The 24812-nt window shown below is 71.8% G+C and carries 25 protein-coding genes and 1 pseudogene; 11 read left to right on the top strand and 15 right to left on the bottom strand.

The window, feature by feature from the left end:
- Position 1 precedes the first annotated feature (1 nt).
- The 3 genes from gnd to ACFT4A_RS05230 are packed head-to-tail and all read left to right on the top strand — an operon-like array spanning position 2 to position 3003.
- Entirely contained in the window at positions 2–886 is an 885-nt protein-coding gene (gene gnd, locus ACFT4A_RS05240) for a phosphogluconate dehydrogenase (NAD(+)-dependent, decarboxylating) (protein WP_382826136.1), read from the top strand.
- Between the two features lie 4 nt (positions 887–890).
- Complete coding sequence (locus tag ACFT4A_RS05235) at positions 891–1478, top strand: histidine phosphatase family protein (protein WP_382826134.1); 588 nt, start codon at positions 891–893, stop codon at positions 1476–1478.
- A 58-nt stretch (positions 1479–1536) separates the two neighbouring features.
- Positions 1537–3003: a membrane-associated oxidoreductase gene (locus ACFT4A_RS05230; protein WP_382826132.1), complete on the top strand. Its 1467-nt coding sequence runs from the start codon at positions 1537–1539 to the stop codon at positions 3001–3003.
- On the opposite strand, the gene ACFT4A_RS05225 is transcribed toward ACFT4A_RS05230, so the two are convergent.
- Positions 2990–4786, bottom strand: a complete 1797-nt coding sequence (locus ACFT4A_RS05225; protein WP_382826130.1) for a bifunctional sugar phosphate isomerase/epimerase/4-hydroxyphenylpyruvate dioxygenase family protein — start codon at positions 4784–4786, stop codon at positions 2990–2992. The two genes, ACFT4A_RS05230 and ACFT4A_RS05225, sit on opposite strands and share 14 nt — an antisense overlap.
- A gap of 15 nt (positions 4787–4801) precedes the next feature.
- The gene (locus ACFT4A_RS05220; RefSeq protein ID WP_382826129.1) at positions 4802–5677 is read right to left on the bottom strand and encodes a shikimate dehydrogenase; all 876 of its coding nucleotides are present in this window, start codon (positions 5675–5677) and stop codon (positions 4802–4804) included.
- A 142-nt stretch (positions 5678–5819) separates the two neighbouring features.
- Here ACFT4A_RS05220 and ACFT4A_RS05215 point away from each other — a divergent pair, with 142 nt between their 5' ends.
- Both ACFT4A_RS05215 and ACFT4A_RS05210 read left to right on the top strand, forming a co-directional pair.
- Entirely contained in the window at positions 5820–6485 is a 666-nt protein-coding gene (locus ACFT4A_RS05215) for a TetR/AcrR family transcriptional regulator (protein ID WP_382826127.1), read from the top strand.
- Positions 6486–6646: 161 nt separating this feature from the next.
- Complete coding sequence (locus ACFT4A_RS05210; RefSeq protein WP_382826125.1) at positions 6647–8005, top strand: MFS transporter; 1359 nt, start codon at positions 6647–6649, stop codon at positions 8003–8005.
- 72 nt (positions 8006–8077) lie between these two features.
- Here the strand turns inward: ACFT4A_RS05210 and ACFT4A_RS05205 are convergent, their stop codons facing one another.
- A complete protein-coding gene (locus tag ACFT4A_RS05205) occupies positions 8078–8488 on the bottom strand; it encodes a VOC family protein (RefSeq protein WP_382826123.1) in 411 nt (136 codons plus the stop codon).
- 119 nt (positions 8489–8607) lie between these two features.
- A complete protein-coding gene (locus ACFT4A_RS05200) occupies positions 8608–8997 on the bottom strand; it encodes a VOC family protein (RefSeq protein WP_189726123.1) in 390 nt (129 codons plus the stop codon).
- Positions 8998–9149: 152 nt separating this feature from the next.
- On the opposite strand from ACFT4A_RS05200, the gene ACFT4A_RS05195 reads away from it, so the two are divergent.
- Positions 9150–10379: a serine hydrolase domain-containing protein gene (locus ACFT4A_RS05195; protein WP_382826121.1), complete on the top strand. Its 1230-nt coding sequence runs from the start codon at positions 9150–9152 to the stop codon at positions 10377–10379.
- 6 nt (positions 10380–10385) lie between these two features.
- Here the strand turns inward: ACFT4A_RS05195 and ACFT4A_RS05190 are convergent, their stop codons facing one another.
- From ACFT4A_RS05190 to ribA, 3 genes are all read right to left on the bottom strand, one after another.
- Complete coding sequence (locus ACFT4A_RS05190; protein ID WP_382826119.1) at positions 10386–11543, bottom strand: saccharopine dehydrogenase family protein; 1158 nt, start codon at positions 11541–11543, stop codon at positions 10386–10388.
- Positions 11533–12609 carry a saccharopine dehydrogenase gene (locus ACFT4A_RS05185; RefSeq protein ID WP_382826117.1) on the bottom strand — a complete coding sequence of 359 codons (1077 nt, stop codon included), beginning with the start codon at positions 12607–12609 and terminating at the stop codon, positions 11533–11535. Before ACFT4A_RS05185 ends, ACFT4A_RS05190 begins: the two co-directional genes overlap by 11 nt.
- An 87-nt stretch (positions 12610–12696) precedes the next feature.
- Entirely contained in the window at positions 12697–13356 is a 660-nt protein-coding gene (gene ribA, locus ACFT4A_RS05180; protein WP_382826115.1) for a GTP cyclohydrolase II, read from the bottom strand.
- A 41-nt stretch (positions 13357–13397) separates the two neighbouring features.
- Between ribA and ACFT4A_RS05175 the strand changes: the two genes are divergently transcribed.
- Complete coding sequence (locus ACFT4A_RS05175; RefSeq protein ID WP_382826114.1) at positions 13398–14141, top strand: creatininase family protein; 744 nt, start codon at positions 13398–13400, stop codon at positions 14139–14141.
- Between the two features lie 89 nt (positions 14142–14230).
- Here ACFT4A_RS05175 and ACFT4A_RS05170 read toward each other — a convergent pair.
- From ACFT4A_RS05170 to ACFT4A_RS05150, 5 genes and pseudogenes are all read right to left on the bottom strand, one after another.
- Positions 14231–15268: pseudogene (locus ACFT4A_RS05170) on the bottom strand (lysylphosphatidylglycerol synthase transmembrane domain-containing protein); the annotation flags it as partial.
- A complete protein-coding gene (locus tag ACFT4A_RS05165; protein ID WP_382826112.1) occupies positions 15265–16335 on the bottom strand; it encodes a class I SAM-dependent methyltransferase in 1071 nt (356 codons plus the stop codon). The gene ACFT4A_RS05165 and the pseudogene ACFT4A_RS05170, both read right to left, overlap by 4 nt.
- Entirely contained in the window at positions 16332–17531 is a 1200-nt protein-coding gene (locus ACFT4A_RS05160) for a glycosyltransferase family 4 protein (RefSeq protein ID WP_382826110.1), read from the bottom strand. The genes ACFT4A_RS05165 and ACFT4A_RS05160 overlap by 4 nt, the downstream gene beginning before the upstream one ends.
- Positions 17528–17926 (bottom strand): 6-carboxytetrahydropterin synthase, encoded by a 399-nt coding sequence (locus ACFT4A_RS05155; RefSeq protein WP_215117465.1) that lies wholly within the window; start codon positions 17924–17926, stop codon positions 17528–17530. Before ACFT4A_RS05155 ends, ACFT4A_RS05160 begins: the two co-directional genes overlap by 4 nt.
- A gap of 194 nt (positions 17927–18120) precedes the next feature.
- Complete coding sequence (locus ACFT4A_RS05150) at positions 18121–19101, bottom strand: zinc-binding alcohol dehydrogenase (protein ID WP_382826107.1); 981 nt, start codon at positions 19099–19101, stop codon at positions 18121–18123.
- A 108-nt stretch (positions 19102–19209) separates the two neighbouring features.
- Between ACFT4A_RS05150 and ACFT4A_RS05145 the strand changes: the two genes are divergently transcribed.
- Complete coding sequence (locus tag ACFT4A_RS05145) at positions 19210–19971, top strand: CDP-alcohol phosphatidyltransferase family protein (protein ID WP_382826105.1); 762 nt, start codon at positions 19210–19212, stop codon at positions 19969–19971.
- A 12-nt stretch (positions 19972–19983) separates the two neighbouring features.
- On the opposite strand, the gene ACFT4A_RS05140 is transcribed toward ACFT4A_RS05145, so the two are convergent.
- Complete coding sequence (locus ACFT4A_RS05140; protein WP_382826103.1) at positions 19984–20367, bottom strand: winged helix-turn-helix transcriptional regulator; 384 nt, start codon at positions 20365–20367, stop codon at positions 19984–19986.
- Positions 20368–20491: 124 nt separating this feature from the next.
- Here ACFT4A_RS05140 and ACFT4A_RS05135 point away from each other — a divergent pair, with 124 nt between their 5' ends.
- Positions 20492–20893: a Rid family hydrolase gene (locus tag ACFT4A_RS05135; protein ID WP_382826101.1), complete on the top strand. Its 402-nt coding sequence runs from the start codon at positions 20492–20494 to the stop codon at positions 20891–20893.
- Positions 20894–20899: 6 nt separating this feature from the next.
- Here the strand turns inward: ACFT4A_RS05135 and ACFT4A_RS05130 are convergent, their stop codons facing one another.
- Positions 20900–22414, bottom strand: coding sequence for an ABC transporter substrate-binding protein (locus tag ACFT4A_RS05130; RefSeq protein WP_382826099.1), 1515 nt, complete (start codon positions 22412–22414; stop codon positions 20900–20902).
- Positions 22415–22568: 154 nt separating this feature from the next.
- On the opposite strand from ACFT4A_RS05130, the gene ACFT4A_RS05125 reads away from it, so the two are divergent.
- The gene (locus ACFT4A_RS05125) at positions 22569–23528 is read left to right on the top strand and encodes an ATP-binding protein (protein WP_382826097.1); all 960 of its coding nucleotides are present in this window, start codon (positions 22569–22571) and stop codon (positions 23526–23528) included.
- A gap of 54 nt (positions 23529–23582) precedes the next feature.
- On the opposite strand, the gene ACFT4A_RS05120 is transcribed toward ACFT4A_RS05125, so the two are convergent.
- Positions 23583–24125, bottom strand: coding sequence for a hypothetical protein (locus ACFT4A_RS05120; RefSeq protein ID WP_382826095.1), 543 nt, complete (start codon positions 24123–24125; stop codon positions 23583–23585).
- 232 nt (positions 24126–24357) lie between these two features.
- On the opposite strand from ACFT4A_RS05120, the gene ACFT4A_RS05115 reads away from it, so the two are divergent.
- Positions 24358–24678: a hypothetical protein gene (locus tag ACFT4A_RS05115; RefSeq protein ID WP_382826094.1), complete on the top strand. Its 321-nt coding sequence runs from the start codon at positions 24358–24360 to the stop codon at positions 24676–24678.
- The last annotated feature ends 134 nt before the right edge of the window (positions 24679–24812 follow it).

The raw sequence follows: 24812 nt of genomic DNA, 5'->3' as shown, positions 1-24812 counted from the left end.
CATGCAGATCGGTCTTGTGGGTCTCGGCAAGATGGGCGGCAACATGCGCGATCGCCTGCGCAACGCCGGCCACACCGTCATCGGCTACGACACCAACCCCGAGAAGTCCGACGCGACCAGTCTGGCCGACCTCGTCAACCAGCTGGAGGCGCCCCGGACGGTCTGGGTCATGGTCCCGGCCGGTGAGCCCACCCAGCACGTCATCGACCAGCTGGCGGGTCTCCTCAAGCCCTACGACACGGTCGTCGACGGCGGCAACTCCCGCTGGACGGACGACGAGAAGCACGCCGAGGAGCTGAGCAAGCGCGGGATCGGCTTCGTCGACGCGGGTGTCTCCGGCGGCGTGTGGGGCCTGAAGAACGGCTACGCCCTGATGGTCGGCGGCGAGAAGGAGTACGTCGACCCGCTGCTGCCGATCTTCGAGGCGCTCAAGCCGGAGGGCCCGTACGGCTTCGTCCACGCGGGCAAGGTCGGCGCCGGGCACTTCGCGAAGATGGTCCACAACGGCATCGAGTACGCCATGATGCAGGCCTACGCCGAGGGCTGGGAGCTGCTGGAGGCCGTGGACTCGGTCGACAACGTCCGCGAGGTGTTCCGCTCCTGGCAGCAGGGCACCGTCATCCGCTCCTGGCTGCTGGACCTGGCCGTGGACGCCCTGGACGACGACGAGCACCTGGAGGAACTCCGGGGCTATGCCCAGGACTCCGGTGAGGGACGCTGGACCGTGGAGGCCGCGATCGACAACTCCGTACCGCTGCCCGCGATCACCGCCTCCCTCTTCTCCCGGTTCGCCTCCCGTCAGGACGACTCCCCGCAGATGAAGATGATCGCGGCGCTGCGCAACCAGTTCGGCGGCCACGCCGTCGAGTCCGCGAAGAAGGCGTAGCACCGTGGGCGATCTGCTGATGGTCCGTCACGGCGAGACGGAGTGGAGCCGGAGCGGACAGCACACCAGCTTCACCGACCTGTCCCTCACCCCGCGCGGTGAGGGACAGGCCGAGTCGCTGGTTCCGCTGCTGGCGGGCCGCCCCTTCGCGCTGGTCCTCACGAGCCCCCTCACCCGCGCGGTGCGCACCGCCGAACTCGCGGGCCTGACGGGGGCCGTGCGGGACCCGGACCTGCACGAGTGGTACTACGGCGCCTACGAGGGCGTCACGAGCGACGAGATACACCGCACCCGCCCGGACTGGGACCTGTGGACCGACGGGTGCCCGCCCGGCGCCGACGGCAAGCCGGGCGAGTCCCCCGAGGAGGTCGGCGAGCGCGCCGACCGGGTCCTGTCCCGGGTGACGGCGGCGCTGCCCGAGGGCGATGTGATGCTGGTGGCCCACGGCCACTTCCTCCGCGCCCTGACGGCCCGCCGCCTCGGCCTGTCCGCGGCGGAGGGACGACTGTTCCGTCTGGAGACGGGCACGGTGAGCCGGCTGTCCACCGAGCACGACCGGCCTGTGATCGCGGAGTGGAACGCGAGGGCCTGACGCACTGAGGCCGGGGGCGAGTTGACAGCCCCCGGCCGGGGCGTCAGAGTCCCCGCTGATGGAGATCGACAATATGACACCCGCCGAGGAGCGGGTGTGGCGCGCCTTCTCGCGCGGTCAGGACGTGAACTTCCGGGAGTCGGCGGACGAGGATCCGGAGCGGGGTGCCGAGTGGGGCCCCGAACGGACCGTCCGTGCGGCCGTGTTGCGGGCCCTGCTGCTGAGCGCACCGCAGGAGGACGGGGAGACCGCCGCCCTCAGACTCGGGGGTGCGCGGATCACCGGGGTGTTCGACCTCAAGTACGGCGAGATCGATCACGCCGTGCGCCTGAGTCACTGCTACTTCGAGAACGTCCCCGTGCTCTACGCGACGCGCCTGCGCCAGTTGAACCTGCGCGACTCCGCCCTGCCCGGCCTGGACGCCGCCACCCTGCGGGTGGACGGCGTCCTGCGCATGTCGGACTGCCTGTTCGACGGGCCCGTACGGCTCGGCGGCGCGCAGATCGCCGGGGCGCTGTTCCTGGACCGCGCCGACATCGACGCGCTGTCCGCCGGTCAGCCGGCGCTCCAGCTCAACCATGTGACCGTCGGGGACGGCCTGTCGGCGCCGGGCCTGCGGGCGCGGGGCGGGGTGCGCCTGACGGGCGCGTCGGTCGCCGGGTCCGTCGACCTGGGCCAGGCCCGGCTGGAGGGCAGCGGGGGTGAGGTCGTCCTCGACGCGGAGCTGGCCGCCGTGGAGGGCGACGTCCTGCTGCGCGGCGTGGAGGTGCACGGCTGGATCGGCCTGCGCGGCGCCCGGATCGGGGGCCGTCTCGACCTGTCGCACGCGCGCCTGTCGAACCCCGGTGACGCCGCGCTGCGGGCCAGCAGCTGCACCATCGGGGAAGTCTGGCTGCGCAAGAGCCCGCCCATGGAGGGCACGCTCAACCTGCGCCGCGCCCAGCTGGACGTCCTGTGGCTGGAGCCGGACGTGGTCCCGGAGGAGGTCCTGCTCGACAGCCTCGTCTACACGTCCCTCACACCGCACGCGCCCGCCGAGCGCCGTCTGGCGATGCTGGAGCGGGACGGCGAGGGCTATGTCCCGCACGCCTACGAGCAGTTGACCGCCGCCTACCGCCGGATCGGCGACGACAACGCCGCCCGCCAGGTCCAGCTCGCCAAGCAGCGCCGCCACCGCGGCACCCTCCCCTGGTACGGCCGGCTCTGGGGCTATGTGCAGGACGCCACCGTCGGCTACGGCTTCCGCCCCCTGCGGGCCGCGGGCTGGCTGGTGTCGCTGCTCGTGATCGGCTCCCTCGCCTACGCGCTGCACCACCCCCAGCCCCTGAAGGCGGACGAGGCCCCGCAGTTCAACCCGGTGTTCTACACACTCGACCTGCTCCTGCCCGTGATCTCCTTCGGGCAGGAGGGGGCGTTCGGGCCGGCCGACGGCTACCAGTGGCTCTCCTACGCCCTCGTCCTCACGGGCTGGATCCTCGCCACGACGGTCGTCACGGGCATCACCCGGACCGTCAGCCGCCAGTGAGGGTCCGCACCGCGTGCTGGGCCGCGAGCCGCACCGGGGCGTTGGCGGCACCGTAGCCCCGGTAGCCGTCGTCGCGCTGGACCAGTTCGAAGAAGACGCGGCCGACGGTCCGGGTGTAGCAGTGGCGGAAGACGCCGTGCGCGTCGCGGTCGTAGAGGATGCCGAGGTCGCGGTAGGTCTCCAGCTCGCCGTCCGCGAACTCGAAGCGGGCGGCGAGGTCGTCGTAGTAGTTCGCCGGGACGGGCAGCAGCCGGCCGCCGGCCTCGCGGAAGCGGCGGGCCGCGGCGACCACGTCGTCGGTGGCGAGGGCGATGTGCTGGGCCTGGACGGTCTCGTCCGTGGGCGCGGCGCCGACGGTGAGGGCGATCCGGACGCTGCCGTCGGCGTTGGTGACGGCGCGGCTGCGCAGCAGCCCGTAGGGGTCGGCGACGTCGACGCTCTCCTGGCCGTGCAGTCCGAGCACCCCGCGGTGGAAGAGGGCCGCCTCGTCGAAGTGGTGCCAGGGCTGGGTCAGGGCGAGGTGGTCGATACGGCGGATGCCCGTGGGGGCGGGGGCCGGGCCGGTGTCCTCGAAGTCGGCCCGCCAGTCGGGCAGGCCCGGGCGGCCGGTGGCGCAGAAGAAGAGTTCCGTGCCGTCGGGGGCGGCGACCGCGTCCAGCGGAGCGTCCTCGGGTGCGCGGCGGCGGGGCAGGACGGGGGCCAGCAGTGCCTCGGCACGCCGGGCCGCGGCGGCGGGGTCGGGCGACTCCAGCCCGATCGCGGCGAGCTGGGTGCCGTCACGGCGGACGGCCGGCCCGGTGTTGACGAGGATCCGCGCCTCGCCCTGCTCCCACAGGGCGACGGGCTTGCCGCGGTGCCGGGCGGTGCGGGTGAAGCCGAGGGAGCCGAGCAGGGCGGTGAGGGGCTCGGCGTCGGGCGTGACCAGCTCGGCGAAGGCGACGCCGGTGGGGACGACGGGGTCGGGCAGGGGTGCCCGGCCGACCGTCTCCTGGAGGACCAGCAGGGAACGCCGGGCGTCCACGGCGGTCGGGCCGGCGTCGGCCTGCCGGAAGACGTCGTTGAAGACCTCCAGGGAGAGCGGGCCGTCGTAGCCGGTGCTCAGCACGTGCCGCACCAGGCCCGCGACGTCGAAGCCGCCCTGGCCGGGGAAGCAGCGGTAGTGGCGGCTCCACTGGAGGACGTCCATGGCGAGCAGCGGGGCGTCGGCGAGCTGGAGGAAGAAGATCTTCTCGCCGGGGATGTCCGCGATGCCCTTGGGATCCGAGCCGCGCGAGAGGATGTGGAAGCTGTCCAGGCAGGTGCCGAGCGCCGGGTGGCCGGCCGCCTCGACGATGCGCCAGGCGTGGTCGTACGTACTGACGTGCCGCCCCCAGGCGAGGGCCTCGTAGGCCACCTTGACGCCGGACTCCCGCGCGAGGTCGGCGAGCCGGCTCAGCTGCTCGGCGGCGAGGGCGTCGTCGTCCACCGCCTGCGGCGAGACGCTGGAGCAGACGAGAACGGTGTCGGCGCCGAGCCTGCGCATCAGCTCGAACTTGTGGCGCGCCCGCCGCAGGTTCCGGGCGAACTCGGCCTCGGGCACGGCCTCGATGTCCCGCATGGGCTGGAAGAGGTCGATGCTCAGGCCGAGATCGGCGCAGCGGGCGCGGATGTCCTCGGGGGTGAGGGGGCTGGCCAGCAGGTCGTTCTCGAAGATCTCCACCCCGTCGAAGCCGGCCCGGGCGGCGGCGTCGAGTTTCCCGGTGAGGGATCCGCTGAGGGAGACGGTGGCGATGGACGTACGCACGGTCGGTACCTCTTCCTAGTTCGGTGCGCCTACGACCCCGGCCAGTTCGGTCAGGTCCGTCAGCATCCGCGCGGCGTCGGGTTCCCGCCCGGTGAACAGGCGGAACGCGTCGGCGGCCTGGAAGGCGGCCATGCCGCCGCCGTCGAGGGTGGCGCAGCCCAGCGCGCGGGCGGTGCGCAGCAGTTCGGTCTCCAGCGGGCGGTAGACCACCTCGGCGACCCACAGCCCGGGGTGGAGCAGGCCTGCGGGCAGGGGCAGGCCGGGGTGGGCCGCCATGCCGGTGGGCGTGGCGTGGACGATGCCGTCGGCGTGGGCGAGCAGCTCGGCCTGCCGTTCCGGGGGCGCGGCGGCCGCACGGCCCTGACCGAAGGCGCGGTTCAGGGAACCGGCCAGGGCGGCGGCCCGTTCGGGCAGCGCGTCGACGACGGTGACCCGCTCGGCGCCGAGGGTGAGCGTGGCGTGCGCGACGGCCGCGCCCGCGCCTCCGGCGCCCAGCTGCACGACCCGCTCCAGCGGTGCGTCGGGCAGTCCGCGCGCGAAGGACGCGGCGAAGCCGGTGACGTCCGTGTTGTGGCCGACGGCGCGGCCGTCCTCGAAGACGACGGTGTTGACCGCGCCCAGCGCCTCGGCCTGCGGGGCGAGCGCGTCCAGGTGCTCGATGACGAGTTGCTTGCAGGGGTGCGTGATGTTGAGCCCGTCGAAGCCCAGGTCGCGGGCGGCCCGCACCAGATCGCCCACCGCCTCGGGCGGCACCCCGAGCGGGTCGATGTCGATGAGCCGGTACAGCAGTCGCAGGCCCTGGCGGTCGCCCTCCCGCTCGTGCAGCGCCGGACTGAGTGAGGGGCCGATGCCGGAACCGATCAGTCCGACGAGATACGAGTCCTTGGGCACACGGGCCTCCTGAGCAGCTGCCTAATGTACGAACTAGTACGTTAGCTATATCAGCCGAGGACGGGCTCGGGAAGACCTCATGGGCGGGCGCACCCCTGCTTCTACAATCACCGGCACCGGCCCCTCCGCCCGAAGGAACCTGATGACCAGCGTCGAAGAACCGGCACGTCCTGGCGAGCGCATCCGTGACGCCGCCCGCACCCAGGCCGAGATCCTCGACGTCGCCACGCAGGAGTTCGCGCGGGCCGGCTACGACGGGGCCCGGGTGGACGAGATCGCCGCCCGCACCCGCACCACGAAGCGGATGATCTACTACTACTTCGGCGGCAAGGAACAGCTGTTCACCTCCGTGCTGGAGCGGGCGTACGGCGTGATCCGGGAGGCCGAGCAGCAGCTCGACGTGGACCACCTGGACCCCGTGGCGGCGATCAGGCGGCTGGCCGAGGTGACCTTCGACCACCACGAGCAGCACCCGGACTTCATCCGCCTGGTCAGCATCGAGAACATCCACGGCGCGCAGCACATCGCCGCCTCGGAGAAGCTCGGCAAGATCGGCTCCCCCGCCCTGGACGTGATCCGGCGGATCCTGGCGTCGGGACAGGAGTCGGGCCTGTTCACGGCCGACGTCGACGCCGTCGACCTGCACGCGATGATCTCCTCCTACTGCTTCTTCCGGGTCTCCAACCGGCACACCTTCGGGGCGCTGTTCGGCCGTGACCTGCTGGACCAGGCACGGCGCGCGCACTACCGCACCATGCTCGGCGACATGGTGATCGCGTACCTCACGGCGGAGCGCACGGCGGACTGAACCTCCGCGCACGACCTCTTGACACCGGCGGCAGGCGGGCGCAGCATCACTGGCCATCCCCTACTAACTACCCAGTGGGTTAATTAGCCGCGATCCGGCCCGCCCTCTCTGCTCGCCGTTCGTCTCACTCCGCCTAGGGTGGAGCCCGCTAAGGAGCCGCCGTGTCCGTCCCCGCCACGCCCCAAGGGGCCGCAGCCCCACCCGGTCAGCCGAAGAAAGCCGCGACCGCCGCCTGGATCGGCAGCGCACTGGAGTACTACGACTTCTTCATCTACGGCAGTGCCGCCGCGCTGATCTTCCCCGCCGTGTTCTTCGACGAGTCCGACCCGGCCACCGCGACCCTGCTGTCGCTGGCCACGTTCGGCGTGGCGTACGCCGCCCGCCCGGTCGGCGCGCTGGTCCTCGGCCACTTCGGGGACAAGCTCGGCCGCAAGAAGATCATGGTCTTCACGCTGATGCTGATGGGCCTGTCGACGTTCCTCATCGGCTGTCTGCCGACCCGGGACCAGGTGGGCACGCTCGCCCCGGCCCTGCTGGTGCTGTGCCGGGTGCTCCAGGGCATCTCGGCGGCGGGCGAACAGGCCAGCGCCAACTCCATGACGCTGGAACACGCGCCGCCGGGCCGGCGCGGCTTCTTCACCAGCTTCACCCTCAGCGGCACCCAGGGCGGCCAGCTGCTGGCCACGCTGGTCTTCATCCCGGTCGCCGCGATGCCCGAGGAGCAGTTGCTGTCGTGGGGCTGGCGGGTGCCGTTCTGGCTGAGCGTCGGCGTCGCCGTCGTCGGCTATGTCATCCGGCGCAAGCTGGACGAGACCCCGGCCTTCGCGCAGCAGGCCGCGGAGGAGGGCGTCGTCAAACTGCCGCTGGTGGTGCTGATGCGCGAGCACTGGGCGGATGTGCTGCGGGTGATCGGGGGCGCGCTCATCGCCTCGGTCAGCACGATCTTCACGGTGTGGGCGCTGGCGTACGCCACCAGCGACGCGGTGGGCATGTCGCGTACGGCCATGCTGTGGGTGGGTGCCCTGGCCAATGTCGTGGCGCTCGCCGCGATCCCGCTGTGGGCGACGCTGTCCGACCGGATCGGCCGCCGCCCGGTGTTCCTGATCGGCGCGGTCGGCAGCGCGGTGACGATGTTCCTGTACCTGTGGGCGGTCTCCACGGGCTCCTACCCGCTGACCTTCCTGACGGGCATCGTCTGCTTCGGTGTGGTCTACAGCGCCGCGAACGGTGTGTGGCCCGCCTTCTACGGTGAGATGTTCACGACCCGGGTCCGGCTGTCGGGCGTGGCCATCGGCACGCAGATCGGTTTCGCCGCGGCCGGTTTCGCGGTGACGTTCGCCGCGCAGATCGCCGGGCCGGACGGCGACGACTGGTCGGCGGTGGCGCTGTTCACGGCGGCGCTGTGCGTGCCGCCGGTGATCGCGGCGGTGACGGCGCGGGAGACGCACCGGGTTCCCACGGAGGTGCTCGGTGAGCGTGCCGCTCGGGGAACTGTTCAGCCGGCGAAGGTGACGGTCTGACCACCCTTTGGTGCCGGGTGCGGGCGCGTGGGGGCTGGTCGCGCAGTTCCCCGCGCCCCCAAAGGGCTGTCTTCAGCTGTTGGACCAGGCTCGACGGCACAGGACCAAGCGGTAGCCGTCGGGGTCCTCGATGGTGACGCCCCACTCGTTCCAGTACGGGTTGGGGGATTCCACCCTCTTGCCGCCGTGCTGCTCCAAGCGGGCGACGAGGTCGTCCGGGACGGGGCCGTCGGCGTAGATCACGAGCAGATCCTCCTCAGTGGGGCGGGGCTCGACCGGGCGGGCGGCCTCGTACACGAGCTCCAGATGCCAGTCGGCGTCGGGCCAACCCAGCATCAGCAGGTCGTGCTCCCCTGGTTCGCCCCCGCCCTCGGCCCGCCACACCACATCGAGCCCGAGCCCCTCGCGCCAGAACCGCTCGGCCGCGGCGAGGTCCCGGGAGGGACGGGCGATACGGATGTGGCTACGACCGTTCACGGGCATGGCGACCTCTTCTCGTGGCGTCCTGGGCTGCGACGGCGACCCGTCCCGCAGCTTAGGAAGCCGACCGCCACGGGGACATCGGCCATCGGACCTGCACCTCGCGGCCTAGGTCGCGTCTGTCAGGACTTGGTGTGCACGATCTGGATGAGGTTGCCGCAGGTGTCGTCCAGCACCGCGGTGGTGAGCGGGCCCATCTCCGTCGGCTCCTGCGTGAACCGCACACCGAGCCCGCGCAGCCGCTCGAACTCCGCATGGACATCGTCGACGGCGAACGAGGCGGCCGGGATGCCGTCCTCGACCAGCGCCGTCTTGTAGGGCTGCACCGCCGGATGGCCCGAGGGCTCGAGGAGCAGCTCCGTCCCGTCGAGATCCTCCGGCGAGACCACGGTCAGCCACCGGTCCGTCCCCACCGGGACGTCGTGCTTCTTCACGAAGCCCAGCACGTCGGTGTAGAAGCTCCGGGCTTTCTCCTGGTCGTCGACGAAGACACTGGTGATGTGGATCCTCATGGGCTGCTCTCCGGAGTGTCGGACCTGATCTCGAACAGGCTGTGGCCGTCCCGTTCCGACGGTACCGGTGACCTGTGTCATTCACCTGTTCCTGCACGGTCCGTGCGGGGTATGCCGGTTCTCACCTCGACGAGCGCGACGGAGGAAGAGCGATGGCACAGCTGCGACAAGAGGCCGATCCGGGTGAGGCGGGGCTGGACCCGCGGGTGCTGGACGACATGGACCGGCACTTCGCCCGACTGGTCGACGAGGGGCGGCTGCCGGGCTTCCTCGTGTCGGTCGCCCGCGCCGGGCGCGTCGCGCACCTGGCGACGCACGGGCTGCGTGACATCGCGGCCGGGCTCCCGGTCGAGCCCGACACGCTGTGGCGGGTCTACTCCATGACGAAGCCCGTCACCGCGGTCGCCGCACTGCTGCTGGTGGAGGAGGGCCGGCTGTCGCTGGACGACCCGGTCGCCGACCATCTGCCGGCCTTCGCCGAGCCCCGCGTGTACGTCAGCGGCTCCGGGTCCGACGTACGGACCCGCCCGGCTGACGGACCCATACTCGTCCGGCACCTGATGACCCACACCTCGGGTCTGACCTTCGGGTTCTACCACAGCCACCCCGTCGACGCCCTGTACCGCGCGGCCGGCCTGGAGTCGTCCGTGCCGCCGGGTGCCGACCTGGCCGAGACCATCGAGGTGTACGCGAGCCTGCCGCTGCAGTTCGAGCCGGGCACCCAGTGGAACTACTCGGTGGCCAGCAATGTCCTGGGCCGGATCATCGAGGTCGTGTCGGGGCAGCCGCTCGACGTGTTCTGTGCCGAGCGGGTCTTCGGCCCCCTCGGCATGACGGACGCGGGCTTCCACGTCACGGACGCGCAGGCGCCCCGGCTGTCGGAGATGTACGGCGAGAAGGAGGGCGGCGCCATCGAGCCGATCCCGGGGCTGCCGCTGCGCGGCCGGCCGCGGTTCCTGTCGGGCAGCGGCGGCATGGTGGCCTCCGCCCACGACTACCACCGTTTCACGGAGTTGCTGCGCCGCCGCGGCGAACTGGACGGCGTCCGGCTCCTCGCGCCCGGGACCGTGGACCTGATGACCCGCAACCACCTGCCCGACGGCGCCGACCTGCGCGCCTTCGGCAGCCGTCCCGCCCACGACGAGCCGGGCAACGACGGGGTCGGCTTCGGCCTCAACTGCTCCGTGGTCATCGACCCGTCCCGCACCCTCGTGCCGTCCGGACTCGGCGCCTACGGCTGGAGCGGAGTGGCGACGACGACGTTCTGGGTGGACCCGGGCCGCGACCTGACGGTGCAGTTCATGACGCAGGTGCGGCCCCGGTCCTCGCACACGGTGTTCCGGGATCTGAAGAGGCTGGTCCACGAGGCCCTGTCGGGCTGAGCACCGCTACCGGTCGACGCGCAGGGTGAACTCGACTCCGTCCTGGGCGAGTTCACTCAGCCACTGCTCGGACCGGGCCGCCGTCTCGGCGGCGCGGTTCAGGCCCGGGGGCAGGGAGCCGTCCAGGACGTGGCCGACGCCGAGGGCGAGGGTGCGTGAGACGCAGCGGGCCATCGCGCTCTCCCTCGCGTCCCCCACCAGGTCCAGGAGGTAGCCGCCCGCCCACGTCCGCCCGGTCTCGGCCCGTACCTCCAGCGACACGGCGAGAACGACCCGGTCACGGTCCTCGTCCGTGGTGGGGTAGGTGGCGGCCAACTCCTGGGCCAGGGCGGCGATCCGGGTGTCGTCGCCCCCCTTCAGCTCCTCGAAGACGCCGTCCCAGGCCCGCAGCCAGCCCTCAAGACGCAGGGTGCCGCGTACGAACGTCCGCGGCGTCCAGGCGTCGGGAAGCTCGTACTGCGCGACGAACGGGACGCTGTCGCGGTTGGGGTAGACCTCGAACGTCTCCCCTTCGACGACATGCCGCCGGGTCGCCTCCCACGGACGGTCGGCGACGGTCTCGGCACCGCCGTCGATGTAACGGGCCGGGGAGCGCAGGGCGTTGAGGACGCCCGCTGGTGCCCAGCTGAAGCGGTACGTGAAGTCGTTCGGGACGGCGGGGACACCGCCGCAGTACGAGGTGAGGATGTACGAGGCAGGGGTCCCGTCGCCGATGGCGTCCCGGGCCCGGGCGACGAGGTCGTGCGCGAAGAGGTGGTCGATGCCCGGGTCGAGCCCGGACTCGGTGAGGACGACGACCCCGGCCTTCTCGGCCGCGGGCACCTGCTCCAGCACCGCCGGGGACACATAGCTGGAGCAGGCGAAGTGCGCTCCCCGCCGTACGCACTCGGCGAGCAGCGGCGCGTGCTCGGCCGCCGGCAGCATGGACACGACGACGTCGCCGGGCGCGAGTTCGGCGGCGAGCGCGGCCGGTGTGTGGGCACGGGGCTCGGCCCGTCCGGCGAGGCCCAGCCGGCCGAGGGCGTCGGCCGCGCGGCTCTCGGTGCGGTGCCAGAGCCGTACGCGCTCGGCGGTGTCGCACAGCGCGGCCAGTCCGCTGCCGGTGGAGAGGCCGGCGCCGATCCAGTGGACGGTTCCGCTCGCGGGTACCGGGTCAGTGGTCATGGAACTCCCCCTCATCGAATTCCCCCTTGTCGAGTCCGTGTTCACGGCAGGCCTGACGGAACCGGTCCAGGCAGCGCCCCCAGGGCCCGGCGACGCCGAAGTCGAGGAGCTGCGGATACAGGGCGGCCGAGAAGTCGGCGCTGGACTCCAGCGGCAGCAGGGAGGGGAGGTTGTCGATGGCGATCAGGTCGAGCGGAGGGTCGTCGCGCAGCCGGCGTACGGGCTCGTCCCAGTCGGTGGTGTCGTCGTACACCGGAAGGACGTTGAGCGGGGAACCGACGTCGCAGGTCACGTCGCACAGGGTGCGCAGCCGGCGGTCGGGGGTGTCGAGGTCCTGAGCGCGGAGAAAGGGCGGGACGGGGGTGGTGGCGAGGACCGCGTTGACCATCACGTCGTGGTCCAGCAGGGCGCGGCGGTCCAGGTCGCGGGTCTCGGCGAGGTCCCAGCAGGTCGGGTCGACACCGGCGGCGGCGAACGCCACGCGGGCACCGCGGCCGCTGCGTCCCAGGGCGCCGATGACCAGGCTCGTGAACTCGGGGTCCTCGGCGGCGGGCTTGAGGGTCTCGTCCAGCTCCTCCTTGGTGGTGGGCGTCAGCGGTGCCCGCAGCCGGCCCCGGTGCCGGAGCACCGCCAGGGCGGCGCCCAGATAGCCGGCCCAGAAACCGAACGCGGCGAGGCGCCGCCCGGTGTCGTCCACCAGGTACTCCAGGTCGAACAGCGTCCCGCCCCCGGCGGTGAACCGGCCCAGCAGGTCGGCTGCTCCCGGCTGGCCCTTGTAGGCGTGGCCGAAGAAGATGTGCCGGTGCGTCAGTCCCGCCGGGTCTTCGGGAAGTTCCTTCAGGCCGAGCACGACGGCGTCCCGCGGCGCCGTCACCCAGGAGCCCGCGGGCGCGACGCGGCAGCCGGCCGCCTCGTACTCCTCGATCGGGAAGACCCGCTGCGGGGACTCCTCGACGGTCAGTTCCACTCCGTCCCCGACGAGCCGCCGGGCGTCGTCGGGCACGATCGGTGTGCGTCGCTCGGTCGTTCGGGCCTCGTGGCGCAGCCACAGATGGAGCTCGGTCATACCGGGTGGGCCTCCGGACGTCAGGCGTCGGCCCTCCGGGCCGACGCTCAAGGGGCTGACGTCCACGAAGCGTACGCGGCCGGGGCCTCAGGAGGAGCTGACCACCGCGTCCAGATGGGGCAGGTGGTGGTCGAGACGCTCCCGCTTCGTCCGCAGATAGGTGATGTTGTTCTCGCACGGCGGGATCAGCAGCGGCACCTGCTCGGCGACCGTGATGCCGTGGCTCACCAGGGCATCACGCTTGCGCGGGTTGTTGGACATCAGACGGACGGACTTCACGCCCAGGTCCTCCAGGATCCGGGCGGCCACCCCGTAGTCACGGGCGTCGACCGGAAGCCCCAGGGCGAGGTTGGCCTCCACCGTGTCCAGGCCCTCCGCCTGCAGGGCCATCGCGCGCAGCTTGGCGAGCAGGCCGATGCCTCGGCCTTCATGCCCTCTGAGGTAGACGACGACACCGGCGCCCTCGGCGACGACCGCGCGCAGGGCGGCGTCGAGCTGGTCGCCGCACTCGCAGTGCTGGGAGCCGAAGGCGTCGCCGGTCAGGCACTCCGAGTGCAGCCGGATGAGAACGTCGTCCGTGCCGAGGTCGCCGTAGACCAGCGCCACCTGTTCGTCACCGCGGTCGTGGTCCAGGTAGCCGACCGCCTGGAATTTCCCGTACACGGTGGGCAGGGGCGCATTCACGACGCGTTCCACGCCGGTCCGCTGCGGTGACTTCTTGCCGAGTACACCAATTTTTTCTGTCATGATTCTCGAGTTCCTAAGCAGAGACGAAAGGCCGTGACGTTATGAGTGATCTGGTGCCGGCGGACACCACGGAAGACGTACGGACGCGGGGCGCCGGTGTCTCACGGCAGGTCGCGGTGCTTCCCGTGGGGAGCTTCGAGCAGCACGGTGCGTTTCTTCCCCTGGCGACCGACACGCTCGTCGCCTGTGCCGTCGCGCGGGAGATAGCCGGCGCGTACCCGGTGCACCTCCTTCCTCCGGTGACGATCTCGTGCTCGCACGAGCACGCGGCCTGGCCGGGGACCGTCAGCATCTCCTCGGTGACCCTTCATGCGGTGGTGCGGGACATTGCGGCTTCGCTCCGCCGGTCCGGCGTCGAGGCCCTCGTGGTGGTCAACGGGCACGGCGGAAACTACGTACTGGGCAACGTGGTTCAGGAGTCCTCCGCCCGCGGCGAGCGGATGGCGCTCTTCCCGGCCGCGGAGGACTGGGAGGAGGCGCGTGAGCGGGCGGGTGTGGTCACCTCGCTGCTCACCGACATGCACGCGGGGGAAATAGAAACCTCCATCCTTCTGCACGCTCATCCCGAAATGCTCCGACCCGGATATGAGACCTCCGATTTCGTCGCTGACGACCGGCGTCATCTGCTCACCCTCGGCATGTCCGGCTATACCGATTCCGGTGTCATCGGCCGTCCTTCGCTGGGCTCGGCGGAAAAGGGGAAGGAACTCCTGGCGAGCCTCGCGGATTCCTTCGGGGCGTATTTCTCGATGCTGACCTCCGAGGACGGCGGGGCTGACGGGTAGTCGTTTGCGGGCGCGGCGGCCCGGGACCGGGCGCGCAGGCCCGTGTACCAGCGGGCGACGAGGACGATCAGGCCGGGCAGGCTCGCCGCGAGGCTGAGCACCCCGTAGACGACCGCGACGGCGAGTCCCCGGCCGGCGCCCAGCCCCGCGGCGCCGAACGCCCAGGCGGTGACGCCCTCCCTCGGCCCCCAGCCGCCGACGTTCAGCGGCAGCCCCATCGCCAGCAGCGCGAGGACCGCGAGCGGCAGCAGGACGGCCACCGAGGCGGTGGTCCCGGCGACACGGGCGGCGAGGACGAACATGGCCACGTAACCTGCCAGAACGACCACGGAGGAGACAATGACCCCGGGCGCGTTGCGGCGGGACAGCAGCCCTTCGCGTGCCTCCGCGAGGACCCCGCGCAGCTTCCGGCCCCGGCGTGAGGGCGCCGCCCGGTTCATGCGCACGGCGAGGAGCACGGCGAGGGCGCCCACCGCGGCCAGGGCCGCGAGCGGGGCGATGTGCCGGGCCTCGTCCAGCACCGGCGACGGCATGGTCAGCAGCACCACGGCCCCGACGGCGAACAGGGCGATCTGTCCGGCGGCCCGTTCGAGGACGACCGCCTTCACGCCCCGGCCCAGGTCGCCCTCGCTCTGCCCGTGCCGGACCGCCCGGTGCACGTCGCCGAGGACGCCGCCGGGCAGCGCCGCGTTGAGGAACAGCGCGCGGTAGTAGTCGGCGACGGCCGGTCCGAACGGCAGCCGGATCCGGAGCCCCCGGGCCACCAGCGCCCACCGCCACGCGCTGAACACCGTGGTGACGAGCCCGATCCCGAGCGCCAGCAGCAACGATGTGCCGTCGATCCGGCTCAGCCCGTCCAGGAAGACTCCGGTACCGAGCCGCCACAACAGCACACCGAGGATGGCGATCCCGGCGAGGGTGCCGAGATGCGTACGGACCTTGCGGGAGCCGATCCGGGTCAGGACGGCCCGGACCGGGCCGGGCGACGGGGAACCGGCAGGGCGGGAAGCCTCCGGTGCCGGGGCATCGGGGGCCCCGAGCGGACTGCCGCTGTCACCGCTCCGGGGCAGCCGGTCGCTCTCGATGGACGTCGGTCGCGGACGTGTCCCCGTCGCCTGGGGGCTCATGACGCTCCGCCCGCCGGACGGCTCAGGGCCAGGAGATCGGTGTGGTGGACGAGGACGCGCAACTCACCGGCGGCGCAGGCGGCCAGGCGTTCGGCCAGATAGGTGTCGGCGCGATCGCGCAGGTCGGGGCGTTGCTCGACGGCGGCGCCGACCCAGCCGCGCAGCCACTGCTCGGTGAGCGCGGCCTGCTCGGGGCCGAGCCGCCAGGGGCTCGGGTGCAGCCGTACGGTCGCACCCTGTTCGGAGAACGCCTCGGCCGCCGCCGTGACCGCGTCCGGGCCGAGCAGGCCGTCGCGGCGCTGGTGCTCGTTGAACGCCTGGGCGATCTCCGTGTCCAGCGGGTGGGACGGGGTCAGTTCGACGCGCCCGGCGACGGACAGCGTCAGCAGGGCGGGGCAGCCGGCTCCGGCGCAGGCGGCGGCGAGGGTGTCGATCTCGTCGCGGGTGAGGACGTCCAGCAGCGCGGACGCCGTCACCAGGGACGCGCCCTTCAGGGCGTCCGGCGTGAGGCGGGCGACGTCACCGCGCCGCGTCTCCACCGAGACCCGGCTGCCGTCGGCGGCCGAACGCGGGCTGGCGACGGCGGCGAAGTGCAGCAGGTAGGGATCGCGGTCGTGCAGCACCCAGTGCTGGGCGCCGTCCAGGCGGGGGGCGAGCCAGCGGCCCATGGACCCGGTGCCGCAGCCCAGGTCGTGGATGGCGACGCCCGACTTCCCCGGCAGGTTGGCGAGCCGGATGCGCAGCGGGTCGAGCAGGTCGTGGGCCCGCGCGGCGGCGTCGGCCGGCTCGCGCAGCTCCAGCCACTCGGGCGCGTAGCGGGGCGGATCGTCGGGGTCGGCCTCGCGCAGCTTCACGGTGGGCCGAGAGCCGGGTGCGCCGCTGGGGCCGGCGCCCGGGATGACGGCGCCCGCCACGACCGCGTCACCCGCCCACGCGATCACCGAGTCTCCCGGCTTCGCAGCCGTGGCGTCCGCCGGCTTGACGGCCTCTGCCGACTCGGCGGCCTCTCTGGGCCCGGGCTGCGTCGGAATCGCCCCGCTCTGCTGGGTCGTCGCCGGGTTCGTCATGCGGCCCTCCGGGGTTCGGTCGGGAGCCGGCGCAGTACCGCCGCCAGGCTCTGTGCGGTCGTCGCCCAGCCGTCGAGCGAGGCGCGGCGACTGCGGGCGGCGGCCTTGAGGCGACGCCGTACATCCGCCTCGCCGAACCAGCCGCGCAGTTCGGCGGCGATGGCGGCGGGGTTCTCCGGCGGGACGAGAATGCCGGGCACGCCGCCGTCGGGGGCGCGGCCGACCGCCTCGGGGAGCCCGCCGACGTCCGTGGCCATGACCGGGATGCCCCGGGCCAGTGCCTCGGTGACGGCCATGCCGTAGGTCTCGGCGTAGGAGGTGAGGACCATCAGGTCGGCGGTGGAGTAACTGGCGTCGAGTGCGGCGCCGGCCTTCGGGCCGGCCAGCTCCAGCCGGTCCTCGAGGCCGTGCTCGGCGATGAGGGACCGCAGATGGGCGACGTACTCGGGCTCCTGGGTGAGGCTGCCGACGAAGACGCAGCTCCACCGCAGGTCGGTGACCGTGGCCAGCGCCTCCACCAGCCGGTGCTGCCCCTTGCGCGGGGTCACGGCGGCCACGCACAGCAGCCGCGAGACCCCGTCGGTGCCGGGTGCGAGGGGTGCGATGTCGGCGCCCGGGGCCGCGACATGGACGCGCTCCGGGGGAAGGCCGTGGTGGGAGACCAGGCGGCGGACCGCCCAGTCGCTGGTGGCGACGACCGCCGGCACCGCCCGCAGCACCGCCCGCTCCTTGGCGTCCAGTTCGGCGGCCACGACCGGGTCGAGCCCCGTCTCGTCGCCGAGCGGGAGATGGACGAGGACGGCCATGCGCAGCCGTTCCGCCTCCGGCACGACGATCTCCGGGACCCCGCAGGCCACCAGGCCGTCGAGCAGGACGGCGGCACCGTCCGGCAGTTCGCTCAGGACTCGGGCCAGTTCCGTACGAGCCGCCGCTCCCGGGCGGGGCCAGTCACCGGCGACGGCGTGCTTGGTGACCTGCCAGCCGAAGCCGGGCAGGTCCAGGCAGACGCGCCGGTCGTAGGCGTTGCCGCCGCTGGGCGCCGCCGGGTCGTCGATGCCACCGGGGAGCACGAAGTGCACGGTGCGCAGGGACATGGGGATGATCTCGGCGTTCTTCAGGGCGGCGTGCTGCACCGGAACGTAGTTCAGGCGTGTCGGTCCGGTCTGCCCGGGCCGCTCGATGGTCGTGTCGGTCACAGCGCACGCTCGTAACTCGCCCAGGCGATGTGCGACTCGTGCAGGGTGACCGACAGGCCCGCGATGCCCTTGGCGCCCTCGCCCAGCGCCCCCTTGTGGATGCGCTCGGCGAGCCGGTCGGCGATGACCTTGGCGAGGAACTCCGTAGAGGTGTTGACACCGGCGAAGTCGGGTTCGTTGTCGAGGTTGCGGTAGTTCAGCTCGCTGACGACCGCTCCGAGTTCCTGGGTGGCCAGCCCGATGTCGACGACGATGTTGTCCTCGTCCAGCGCCTCGCGCCGGAAGGTGGCGTCCACGAGGAACGTGGCCCCGTGCAGGCGCTGCGCCGGTCCGAAGACGTCGCCACGGAAGCTGTGGGCGATCATGATGTGATCGCGGACGGTGATGCTGAACAACGGACGACCCTCCAGGTGCGGCGCGTCTGCTCCCCCGCTGTTGGCTGCCGGGGATGCCGGGTAATACGGCTGCTTGCCTTCCCCTGTTCAGCCTCCGCTACGTCTTTTCTCAGGTCAGGCGCTCTTGTCGTACCGATGTCGTACCGGATGGAACGAATCGTCATCCGATGCGCCAATCGCTCTGGTCGTACGGGTCACTCGCTCCGGTCGTAGCGGACGCGGTGGCACAGCGCGGGGATCTCGCCGGAGGCGAGCCTCGGCAGCAGGTCCGGCAGCTCCTCGAAGGCGGATTCGCCGGTGACGAGGGCGTCGAGCGCCGGGTCGGCGAGCAGGTCGAGGGCGACGGCGAGCCGGTCGGCGTACGTGCGGTTCGGGCGGGCCGGGGAGACGGTGCCGACCTGGCTGGAGCGGATGACGAGCCGCCGGGAGTGGAAGGCCTCGCCGAGCGGCAGGCTGACCTGCCGGTCGCCGTACCAGCTCAGTTCGAGCACGGTCCCCTCGGCGGTGAGGAGTTCCAGGGACCTGGCGAGGCCCTGCTCGGTGGCGCTGGCGTGGACGACCAGATCGCACTCGCCCTCGGCGTCCGCGGGGCCGGCGAAGCCGACGCCCAGGGCCTTGGCGATGGCGGCGCGGGACGGGTCGGCGTCGACCAGCTGGACGCGGACGCCGGGGAACCGGGCGAGCAGGGCGGCCACCGAGCAGCCGACCATGCCGCCGCCGACCACGGCGATCCGGTCGCCGACCAGGGGCGCGGCGTCCCACAGGGCGTTGACGGCGGTCTCCACGGTCCCGGCGAGCACGGCCCGTTCGGCCGGCACGGTGTCCGGTACGGGTGTGACGGCATGCGCCGGGACGACGTACCGGCTCTGGTGCGGATAGAGGCAGAACACCGTACGGCCGACCAGTTCCTCGGGCCCTTCCTCCACCAGGCCGACGTTGAGGTAGCCGTACTTCACCGGGCCCGGGAAGTCACCCTCCTGGAACGGTGCCCGCATGGCCGTGTGCTGGCTGGCCGGCACGCCGCCGCGGAAGACGAGCGTCTCCGTGCCGCGGCTCACGCCGGAATACAGCGTGCGGACCAGCACCTCGCCCTCGCCGGGGTCCGGCAGGGTGACGTCCCGGATGCCGCCTCGCCCAGGCGAGTCGATCCAGAACGCCCGTGCGGTGTGCTTCATCGAAGTCCTCCTGAACGATCGGGAAGCTGCTTGCGTACCGAGGGGTGCACAGGCCGCGCACAAGGTAGCGGCGTTGATCGACTCTGTCACACGGCCGGAGGGTGTTCGGTGGCCCTGAACAACACTTACGACGCGAGGCTCGTACAGCAGGAGACCGCCCTGGGGGCGGGAGTGCAGGTCCTGCTGCTCGCCCTGATCGGTACGGCGATCGGGATGGGCCCGGCGGGCTGGCTGACCGGCCTCGCGTTCGCCCTCGCCACCTGGGCGGTGCTCTCCCGGGCCCTGCACCGTTCCCGGCTGCGCTCCTTCGGCGCGGCCAACCGGGTCACCCTCGGCCGCGCCACCCTCGTCGGCGGGGTCACCGCGCTCGTCGCGGACTCCTTCCAGAGCTCGCCGCCCGTGTCGCTGTTCGTCGGCCTGACGGCGGTCGCCCTGATCCTCGACGGCGTCGACGGCAAGGTGGCCCGCCGCACCGGCACCTCGACTGCGCTGGGCGCGCGCTTCGACATGGAGGTCGACGCGTTCCTGATCCTGGTGCTGAGCGTGTACGTGTCGATGGAGCTGGGCCCGTGGGTGCTGCTCATCGGCGGTATGCGGTACGTCTTCGTCGCCGCCGCGCGGGTCTGGCCCTGGCTGACCGCCGCCCTCCCGCCGAGCACCGCCCGCAAGACGGTCGCGGCCCTCCAGGGCGTGCTCCTGCTGGTGGCGGGCGCCGATCTGCTGCCGTACGCGGGCAACTTCGGGGTCGCCGCCCTGGCCCTGGGCCTGCTGGTGTGGTCGTTCGGGCGGGACGTGCTGTGGCTGTACCGGACCTCGCGGGTCGAGGAGACCTCGGCCCGGCGGCAGGTGCGGGAACTGGTCGCGAGCTGACGGCCCGGCCGGTCAGGCCTCGAAGCGCCCTCGCGCCGTCTCGATATGACCGAGGTACTGGTGGGTCCAGCCGCAGAGCAGGTCGACCGTGGCCCGCAGGGCCCGGCCCGGCTCGGTGAGCGTGTACTCGACCTTCGGCGGCACGGTGGGGTGCACCTTCCGGTCGACCAGGCCGTTGCGCTCCAGCATCCGCAGGTTCTGGGTGAGCATCTTGTGGCTGACGCCCTCGACCTCGTCGCGCAACTCGCTGAAGCGCAGGGTGCGTTCGCCGAGGGCTTCGATGATCAGCAGCGCCCACTTGTTGGCGACGTCCGAGAAGATCTCACGCGCCAGCGAGTCCGCCCGCCGCAGATCCGCGTCCTCGGGCAGACCGCTCAACTCCTGCTTGGTCACCATCTGGTTCCCCAGTCACCGAAAAGTGCGTTCTTCCAGGTCGGCGGTCACTCTCCTACAGTTCCCGAGTAACCGCAAGAGAGCACGCGAGCGCGTGCTCGGCGGAAGGAACGGAAGGACAGGAACTGTGACGACTCCCGATGTCTACGACCACGCCATCCCGGCCGAGACCCACTTCGGCTACGCGCAGGCGATCAGGTCCGGCGACCTGATCCATGTCTCCGGGCAGCTCGCGTTCGACGAGGCGGGCGGATTCCGCCCCGAGGACGACGTGGCCACCCAGCTCCAGCTGACCCACGTCAACATCGACAAGGTCCTGGCCCACTACGGCGTCACGCGCAACCAGGTCGTCTCCCAGACGCTGTACGCGGTGGACCTGGTGCGCCACGCCGAGGTGGTGGCGAAGGCCAACCGGGCGTACTTCGGCGCCCACCGCCCGGTCGCCACGGCCCTCGGCGTCACCGAGTTGACCTTCCCCGGGCAGTTGGTCGAGATCAGCTGCGTGATCGACACCAAGCTGCCCGCGTGAGGGAGCTCAGCGACGTGTCCCGACACCCACCAGGGTCCGCTCGTAGGGGTCGAGGACGACGCCCCGGACCTCGGTGGAGACGCCGGCGATGATCTGCTGGTGGGCCAGCGGCACGACGGCGTCCGTGCCGAGGGTCGCGGCCTCGGCGGCCATGGCGGCGTCCTGCCGCTCACCGGTGCCGTCGGTGCCGTCGGCCTCGGTGACGGCCCGGTCGACGTTCTTGTCGCACAGCAGGGCCAGGTTGTAGCCGCCGTCGCAGGTGTAGTCGCTGCCGAGGACGCCGACGGGGTCGCCGGTGTCGAGGAGGCTGTTGCGGGCGCCGATGAACGCGTCGAACTTCCCGGCGAGCGCGTCGCTCTCCAGCCGTGAGTACTCGCGCACCTCCAGCTTCACCTCGAAGCCGGCCTTCTGAAGCTGCTGTTGCACCACCTGGGCGGTCTCGGGCAGCTCGGGCCGGTTGTCGTAGGTGGCGAGGGTGATCTGCTCACCGTCGGGCTCGGCGGCGTCCGCCCGCCCGGCCGGCTTCACCCGCTTGCTCTCGGCCCAGGTGACGGCGGGACCGAAGATGCCCGCGCCCGGGTCGGCGTACCCCTCGAAGACGCCCTTGACGATGGTGGAGGAGTTGACCGCTTCTCGGGCGGCGGCGCGCAGCTTCGGGTCCCTGAAGGGACCGGTCTTGGTGTTGAGCTGCAGGCTGGTGGTGCGGGTGGTCCCGGCTTCCTTCAGGGTCGCCTTGTCGAGGGTGGCGGCCTGGGCGACGGGTATCGCCTCGGCGATGTCGATGTCGCCGGTGCGGACGGCGTTGGCGCGTGCGGTGCCGTCCTTGACGAAGCGGGCGTCGATGCCGGAGGCCTGGGCGCGGCCGCCCCAGTAGTCGTCGAACCGGTCGAGGGTGGCGGACCCGCCGCCGTTGACCTTCGTGATCTCGAAGGGCCCGGTGGCGGTTCCGACCGGGTCGGGGTTGCCCTTCGCTCCGTACGCCTTCGGGGAGAGGATCGCGAGGCTCGGGCTGGACAGCCGCATGGGCAGCACGGGGTCGGCGGCGGCCGTGGTGATGCGCAGGCCGCGGTCGCCGTCGGCCTTCGCGTCGAGCGAGACACCGGCGAGGGCGGCGGGCGCGGGTTTCGCCTTCGTGGCGCGGGTGAGCGCCGCGGCCACGGCGGACGGGGTGACGTCCGCGCCGTCCTGGAACGTGGCCTCACGCAGGGTGAACCGCCAGGTGCGGTCGTCCTCGCGGCGCCAGGACTCGGCGAGCGCGGGGGTCGCGGCGCCGTTGGCGTCCAAGGCCGTCAGGCCCTCGGTGACACCGAGACGGCTGAGGAGCGTGGCATCGGCTCCGTACGGCGAGAAGTTCTCGGCGGGCGGGAAGGCGAGGGCGACACGCAGCCGGGAGCCCGACTGCCCGCCGTTCGACGACGACTCCCCTCCCGGGGAGGCGAAGCAGCCGGCCAGGCACGGGACGAGGACAAGGGCGGCGAGGAACCGGGGGCGGCTCTTGATGCTGTGGGGACGCACTTGCACAGCATATGCACCGGCCGGACGAGCCCGACGGTCCGGGCGAGCCGCACCCGGGACGGAAGAAGAAGTCCCATACGGCCCAACCGATTTGACAGTGACGACGATCACTCCCTAAACCTAGCCACATGACATCCATTTTCAACAAGGTGGGGCGGTCGTGAGGATCGCGTTCGTCGGCAAGGGTGGCAGCGGCAAGACCACGCTGTCGGCACTCTTCTCCCGCCACCTGGCGCGCTCCGGCGCCCCGGTCCTCGCCATCGACGGCGACATCAACCAGCACCTCGCCGAGGCGCTCGGCGGGCTGGAGAAGTCCGCCCCTCCCCTGGGCGCCCACCTGCCCTCGATCAAGGACCTCCTGCGCGGCACGAACCCCCGCATCAGCTCCCGCGAGGCGATGATCAAGACCACTCCCCCAGGACGCGGCTCCCGTCTCCTGCGCCCGCTCGGCGACGACGAACTCCACGCCCGGCACGTCGGCCGCGCGGGCGGCGTGCCCCTGATGGTCACGGGCGAGTTCGACGAGTCCGACCTCGGCGTGGCCTGCTACCACTCCAAGCTGGGCGCGGTCGAGCTGTACCTCGGCCACCTGCTGGACGGCCCCGGCGAGTACATCGTGGTCGACATGACAGCAGGCGCGGACGCCTTCGCCTCCGGCCTCTTCACCCGCTTCGACCTCACCTTCCTGGTGGCCGAACCGACCCGAAAGGGCGTCTCGGTCTACCGCCAGTACCGCGACCACGCCCACGAGTTCGGCATCCGCGTCGCGGTGGTCGGCAACAAGGTGACGTGCGAGGAGGACCTGCTCTTCCTCAAGGAAGAGGTGGGCGACGACCTCCTGACCTACCTGATCCACTCCCCCTGGGTCCGCGCGGCCGAACAGGGCCGCGCGCAGGACGGCTCAGACCCCCTGGCATCTCTGGAACCGCACAACCGCCACGCCCTCTCCCTCCTCCGCGAGGCAGTCGACTCCCACCCCCGCGACCGGGAGCGGCTGCACCGGCACGCCGTGGAGTTCCACCTGCGCAACGTCCGGGCGTGGGCAGACGCGCGCACGGGAGAGGATCTGGCGGCGCAGGTGGATCCGGACTTCGTCCCGGGACCGGCCGCCCTGTCCTGAGGCGCACCCTTCACGGGGGTGAAGACACCCACGACCGCTGACTCACCCCACCGGCTACTCGATCCCCGTGGCATCGAGTAGCCGGACCAGGTCCTTGCGCCCGTATCCGAGCAGTCGGGCGCGGTCGGCGGCCATCAGCACCACGTGCGCGACGATCTGCGCCGCGTATCCGTTCTTGTTGTCCGCGTCGAACCATTCCTGAGGCTTCTCCACACCCAGGCTGTTCATCACCAGCCCATGCTCTCGGCGAACCTCCGCGACCGTGGCGGCGACCGCGTCCATGAGTGTCTTTCCCGGCCGCTCGCACTCCAGGGCGAAGCACCCCCGGTCGACCGGCACGCACCCCTCCGGCGGACGCGCCCGCAGCCCCGCATACCGCTCGTCCCCGAACCCGGTAGCCCGGAACTCGTCGTGCACCAAGGGGAACTGATGGAACCCGGGCGGAACCGGAGGCGGTGGAGGCGTGTACTCCCACCCGGCGTCCTCGTACAACCGCCGCTTCACCTCTTCCTCTTCGGCATGCGTCACGCTGAAGCCGTTCGCCTCGTTGCGCCCGGTCGTCGTGCCGTCGGGGTTGCGGTGGAAGTGCAGGCCCATGATGTGCTCCCGCTTGCGTGATGGCAATGGACGAGAATTCCCCGTCACCAGCTCGAACGGCCCGCAAAGCCGGCCCGTGCCCGCCCCTCCGCGGCATCACCCGATCGCGTGAAACAGACGGCTCGGGAACTGATGGGCTTCGCAGGATCGGCGGTCTCTGCGCTCCGACTGACGGTACAGAGGACACGACGAACTCCCTTTCCAGACCTCGTCGTTGACCTACGGTGACATCATGACGACGAAGCCTCTCCCCCACCTCACCCCGACCGGCACCTGCTGGTGCGGATGCGCCAAGAAGGTCGGCGCCGGATCCTTCTTCGCCCCCGGTCACGACAAGGTGGCCGAGGCGGCGCTGCTGGCAGTCGAGTACGGCTCCTCCGTGGCCCAGTTGCTGCACGGACACGGATACGGTCCGGGACATTCGGTGAGCACTCGTGCCGTGTCCGAGGGCGTGTGGCAGAGGTGCTCGTCCTGCGACTACGCCGGAGCCCCGGCGAGCATCGCCAACCACACCAGGCGGGCGCACTCCACCGCGATCGCCGACCAGGTCTGAAGATCGGCGAAGGGTGACCGGGGCGAACACCGGCCACCAGCCGACGCGTCGGCCTTGTAAAGGCGGTGCGGCCACACGGCTGCCGCGCGTGCGGGTCGGGGCCTCTCCCCTTCCTTGCCGGAATGGGAGAGGCC

Source organism: Streptomyces sp. NPDC057099 (genome assembly GCF_042671245.1).
Taxonomy (GTDB): domain Bacteria; phylum Actinomycetota; class Actinomycetes; order Streptomycetales; family Streptomycetaceae; genus Streptomyces; species Streptomyces purpurascens.
Note: the sequence above shows the minus strand (reverse complement) of the source record. Positions and strands in the feature narration are given on the sequence as shown.

Excerpts from the sequence above, each read along its gene's own strand:
- gnd (WP_382826136.1), top strand. The coding sequence starts at position 2 with ATGCAGATCGGTCTTGTGGGTCTCGGCAAGATGGGCGGCAACATGCGC.
- ACFT4A_RS05230 (WP_382826132.1), top strand. The coding sequence starts at position 1,537 with ATGGAGATCGACAATATGACACCCGCCGAGGAGCGGGTGTGGCGCGCC.
- ACFT4A_RS05215 (WP_382826127.1), top strand. The coding sequence starts at position 5,820 with ATGACCAGCGTCGAAGAACCGGCACGTCCTGGCGAGCGCATCCGTGAC.
- ACFT4A_RS05205 (WP_382826123.1), bottom strand. The coding sequence starts at position 8,488 with ATGCCCGTGAACGGTCGTAGCCACATCCGTATCGCCCGTCCCTCCCGG.
- ACFT4A_RS05200 (WP_189726123.1), bottom strand. The coding sequence starts at position 8,997 with ATGAGGATCCACATCACCAGTGTCTTCGTCGACGACCAGGAGAAAGCC.
- ACFT4A_RS05195 (WP_382826121.1), top strand. The coding sequence starts at position 9,150 with ATGGCACAGCTGCGACAAGAGGCCGATCCGGGTGAGGCGGGGCTGGAC.
- ACFT4A_RS05190 (WP_382826119.1), bottom strand. The coding sequence starts at position 11,543 with ATGACCACTGACCCGGTACCCGCGAGCGGAACCGTCCACTGGATCGGC.
- ACFT4A_RS05185 (WP_382826117.1), bottom strand. The coding sequence starts at position 12,609 with ATGACCGAGCTCCATCTGTGGCTGCGCCACGAGGCCCGAACGACCGAG.
- ribA (WP_382826115.1), bottom strand. The coding sequence starts at position 13,356 with ATGACAGAAAAAATTGGTGTACTCGGCAAGAAGTCACCGCAGCGGACC.
- ACFT4A_RS05175 (WP_382826114.1), top strand. The coding sequence starts at position 13,398 with ATGAGTGATCTGGTGCCGGCGGACACCACGGAAGACGTACGGACGCGG.
- ACFT4A_RS05165 (WP_382826112.1), bottom strand. The coding sequence starts at position 16,335 with ATGACGAACCCGGCGACGACCCAGCAGAGCGGGGCGATTCCGACGCAG.
- ACFT4A_RS05150 (WP_382826107.1), bottom strand. The coding sequence starts at position 19,101 with ATGAAGCACACCGCACGGGCGTTCTGGATCGACTCGCCTGGGCGAGGC.
- ACFT4A_RS05140 (WP_382826103.1), bottom strand. The coding sequence starts at position 20,367 with ATGGTGACCAAGCAGGAGTTGAGCGGTCTGCCCGAGGACGCGGATCTG.
- ACFT4A_RS05120 (WP_382826095.1), bottom strand. The coding sequence starts at position 24,125 with ATGGGCCTGCACTTCCACCGCAACCCCGACGGCACGACGACCGGGCGC.
- ACFT4A_RS05115 (WP_382826094.1), top strand. The coding sequence starts at position 24,358 with ATGACGACGAAGCCTCTCCCCCACCTCACCCCGACCGGCACCTGCTGG.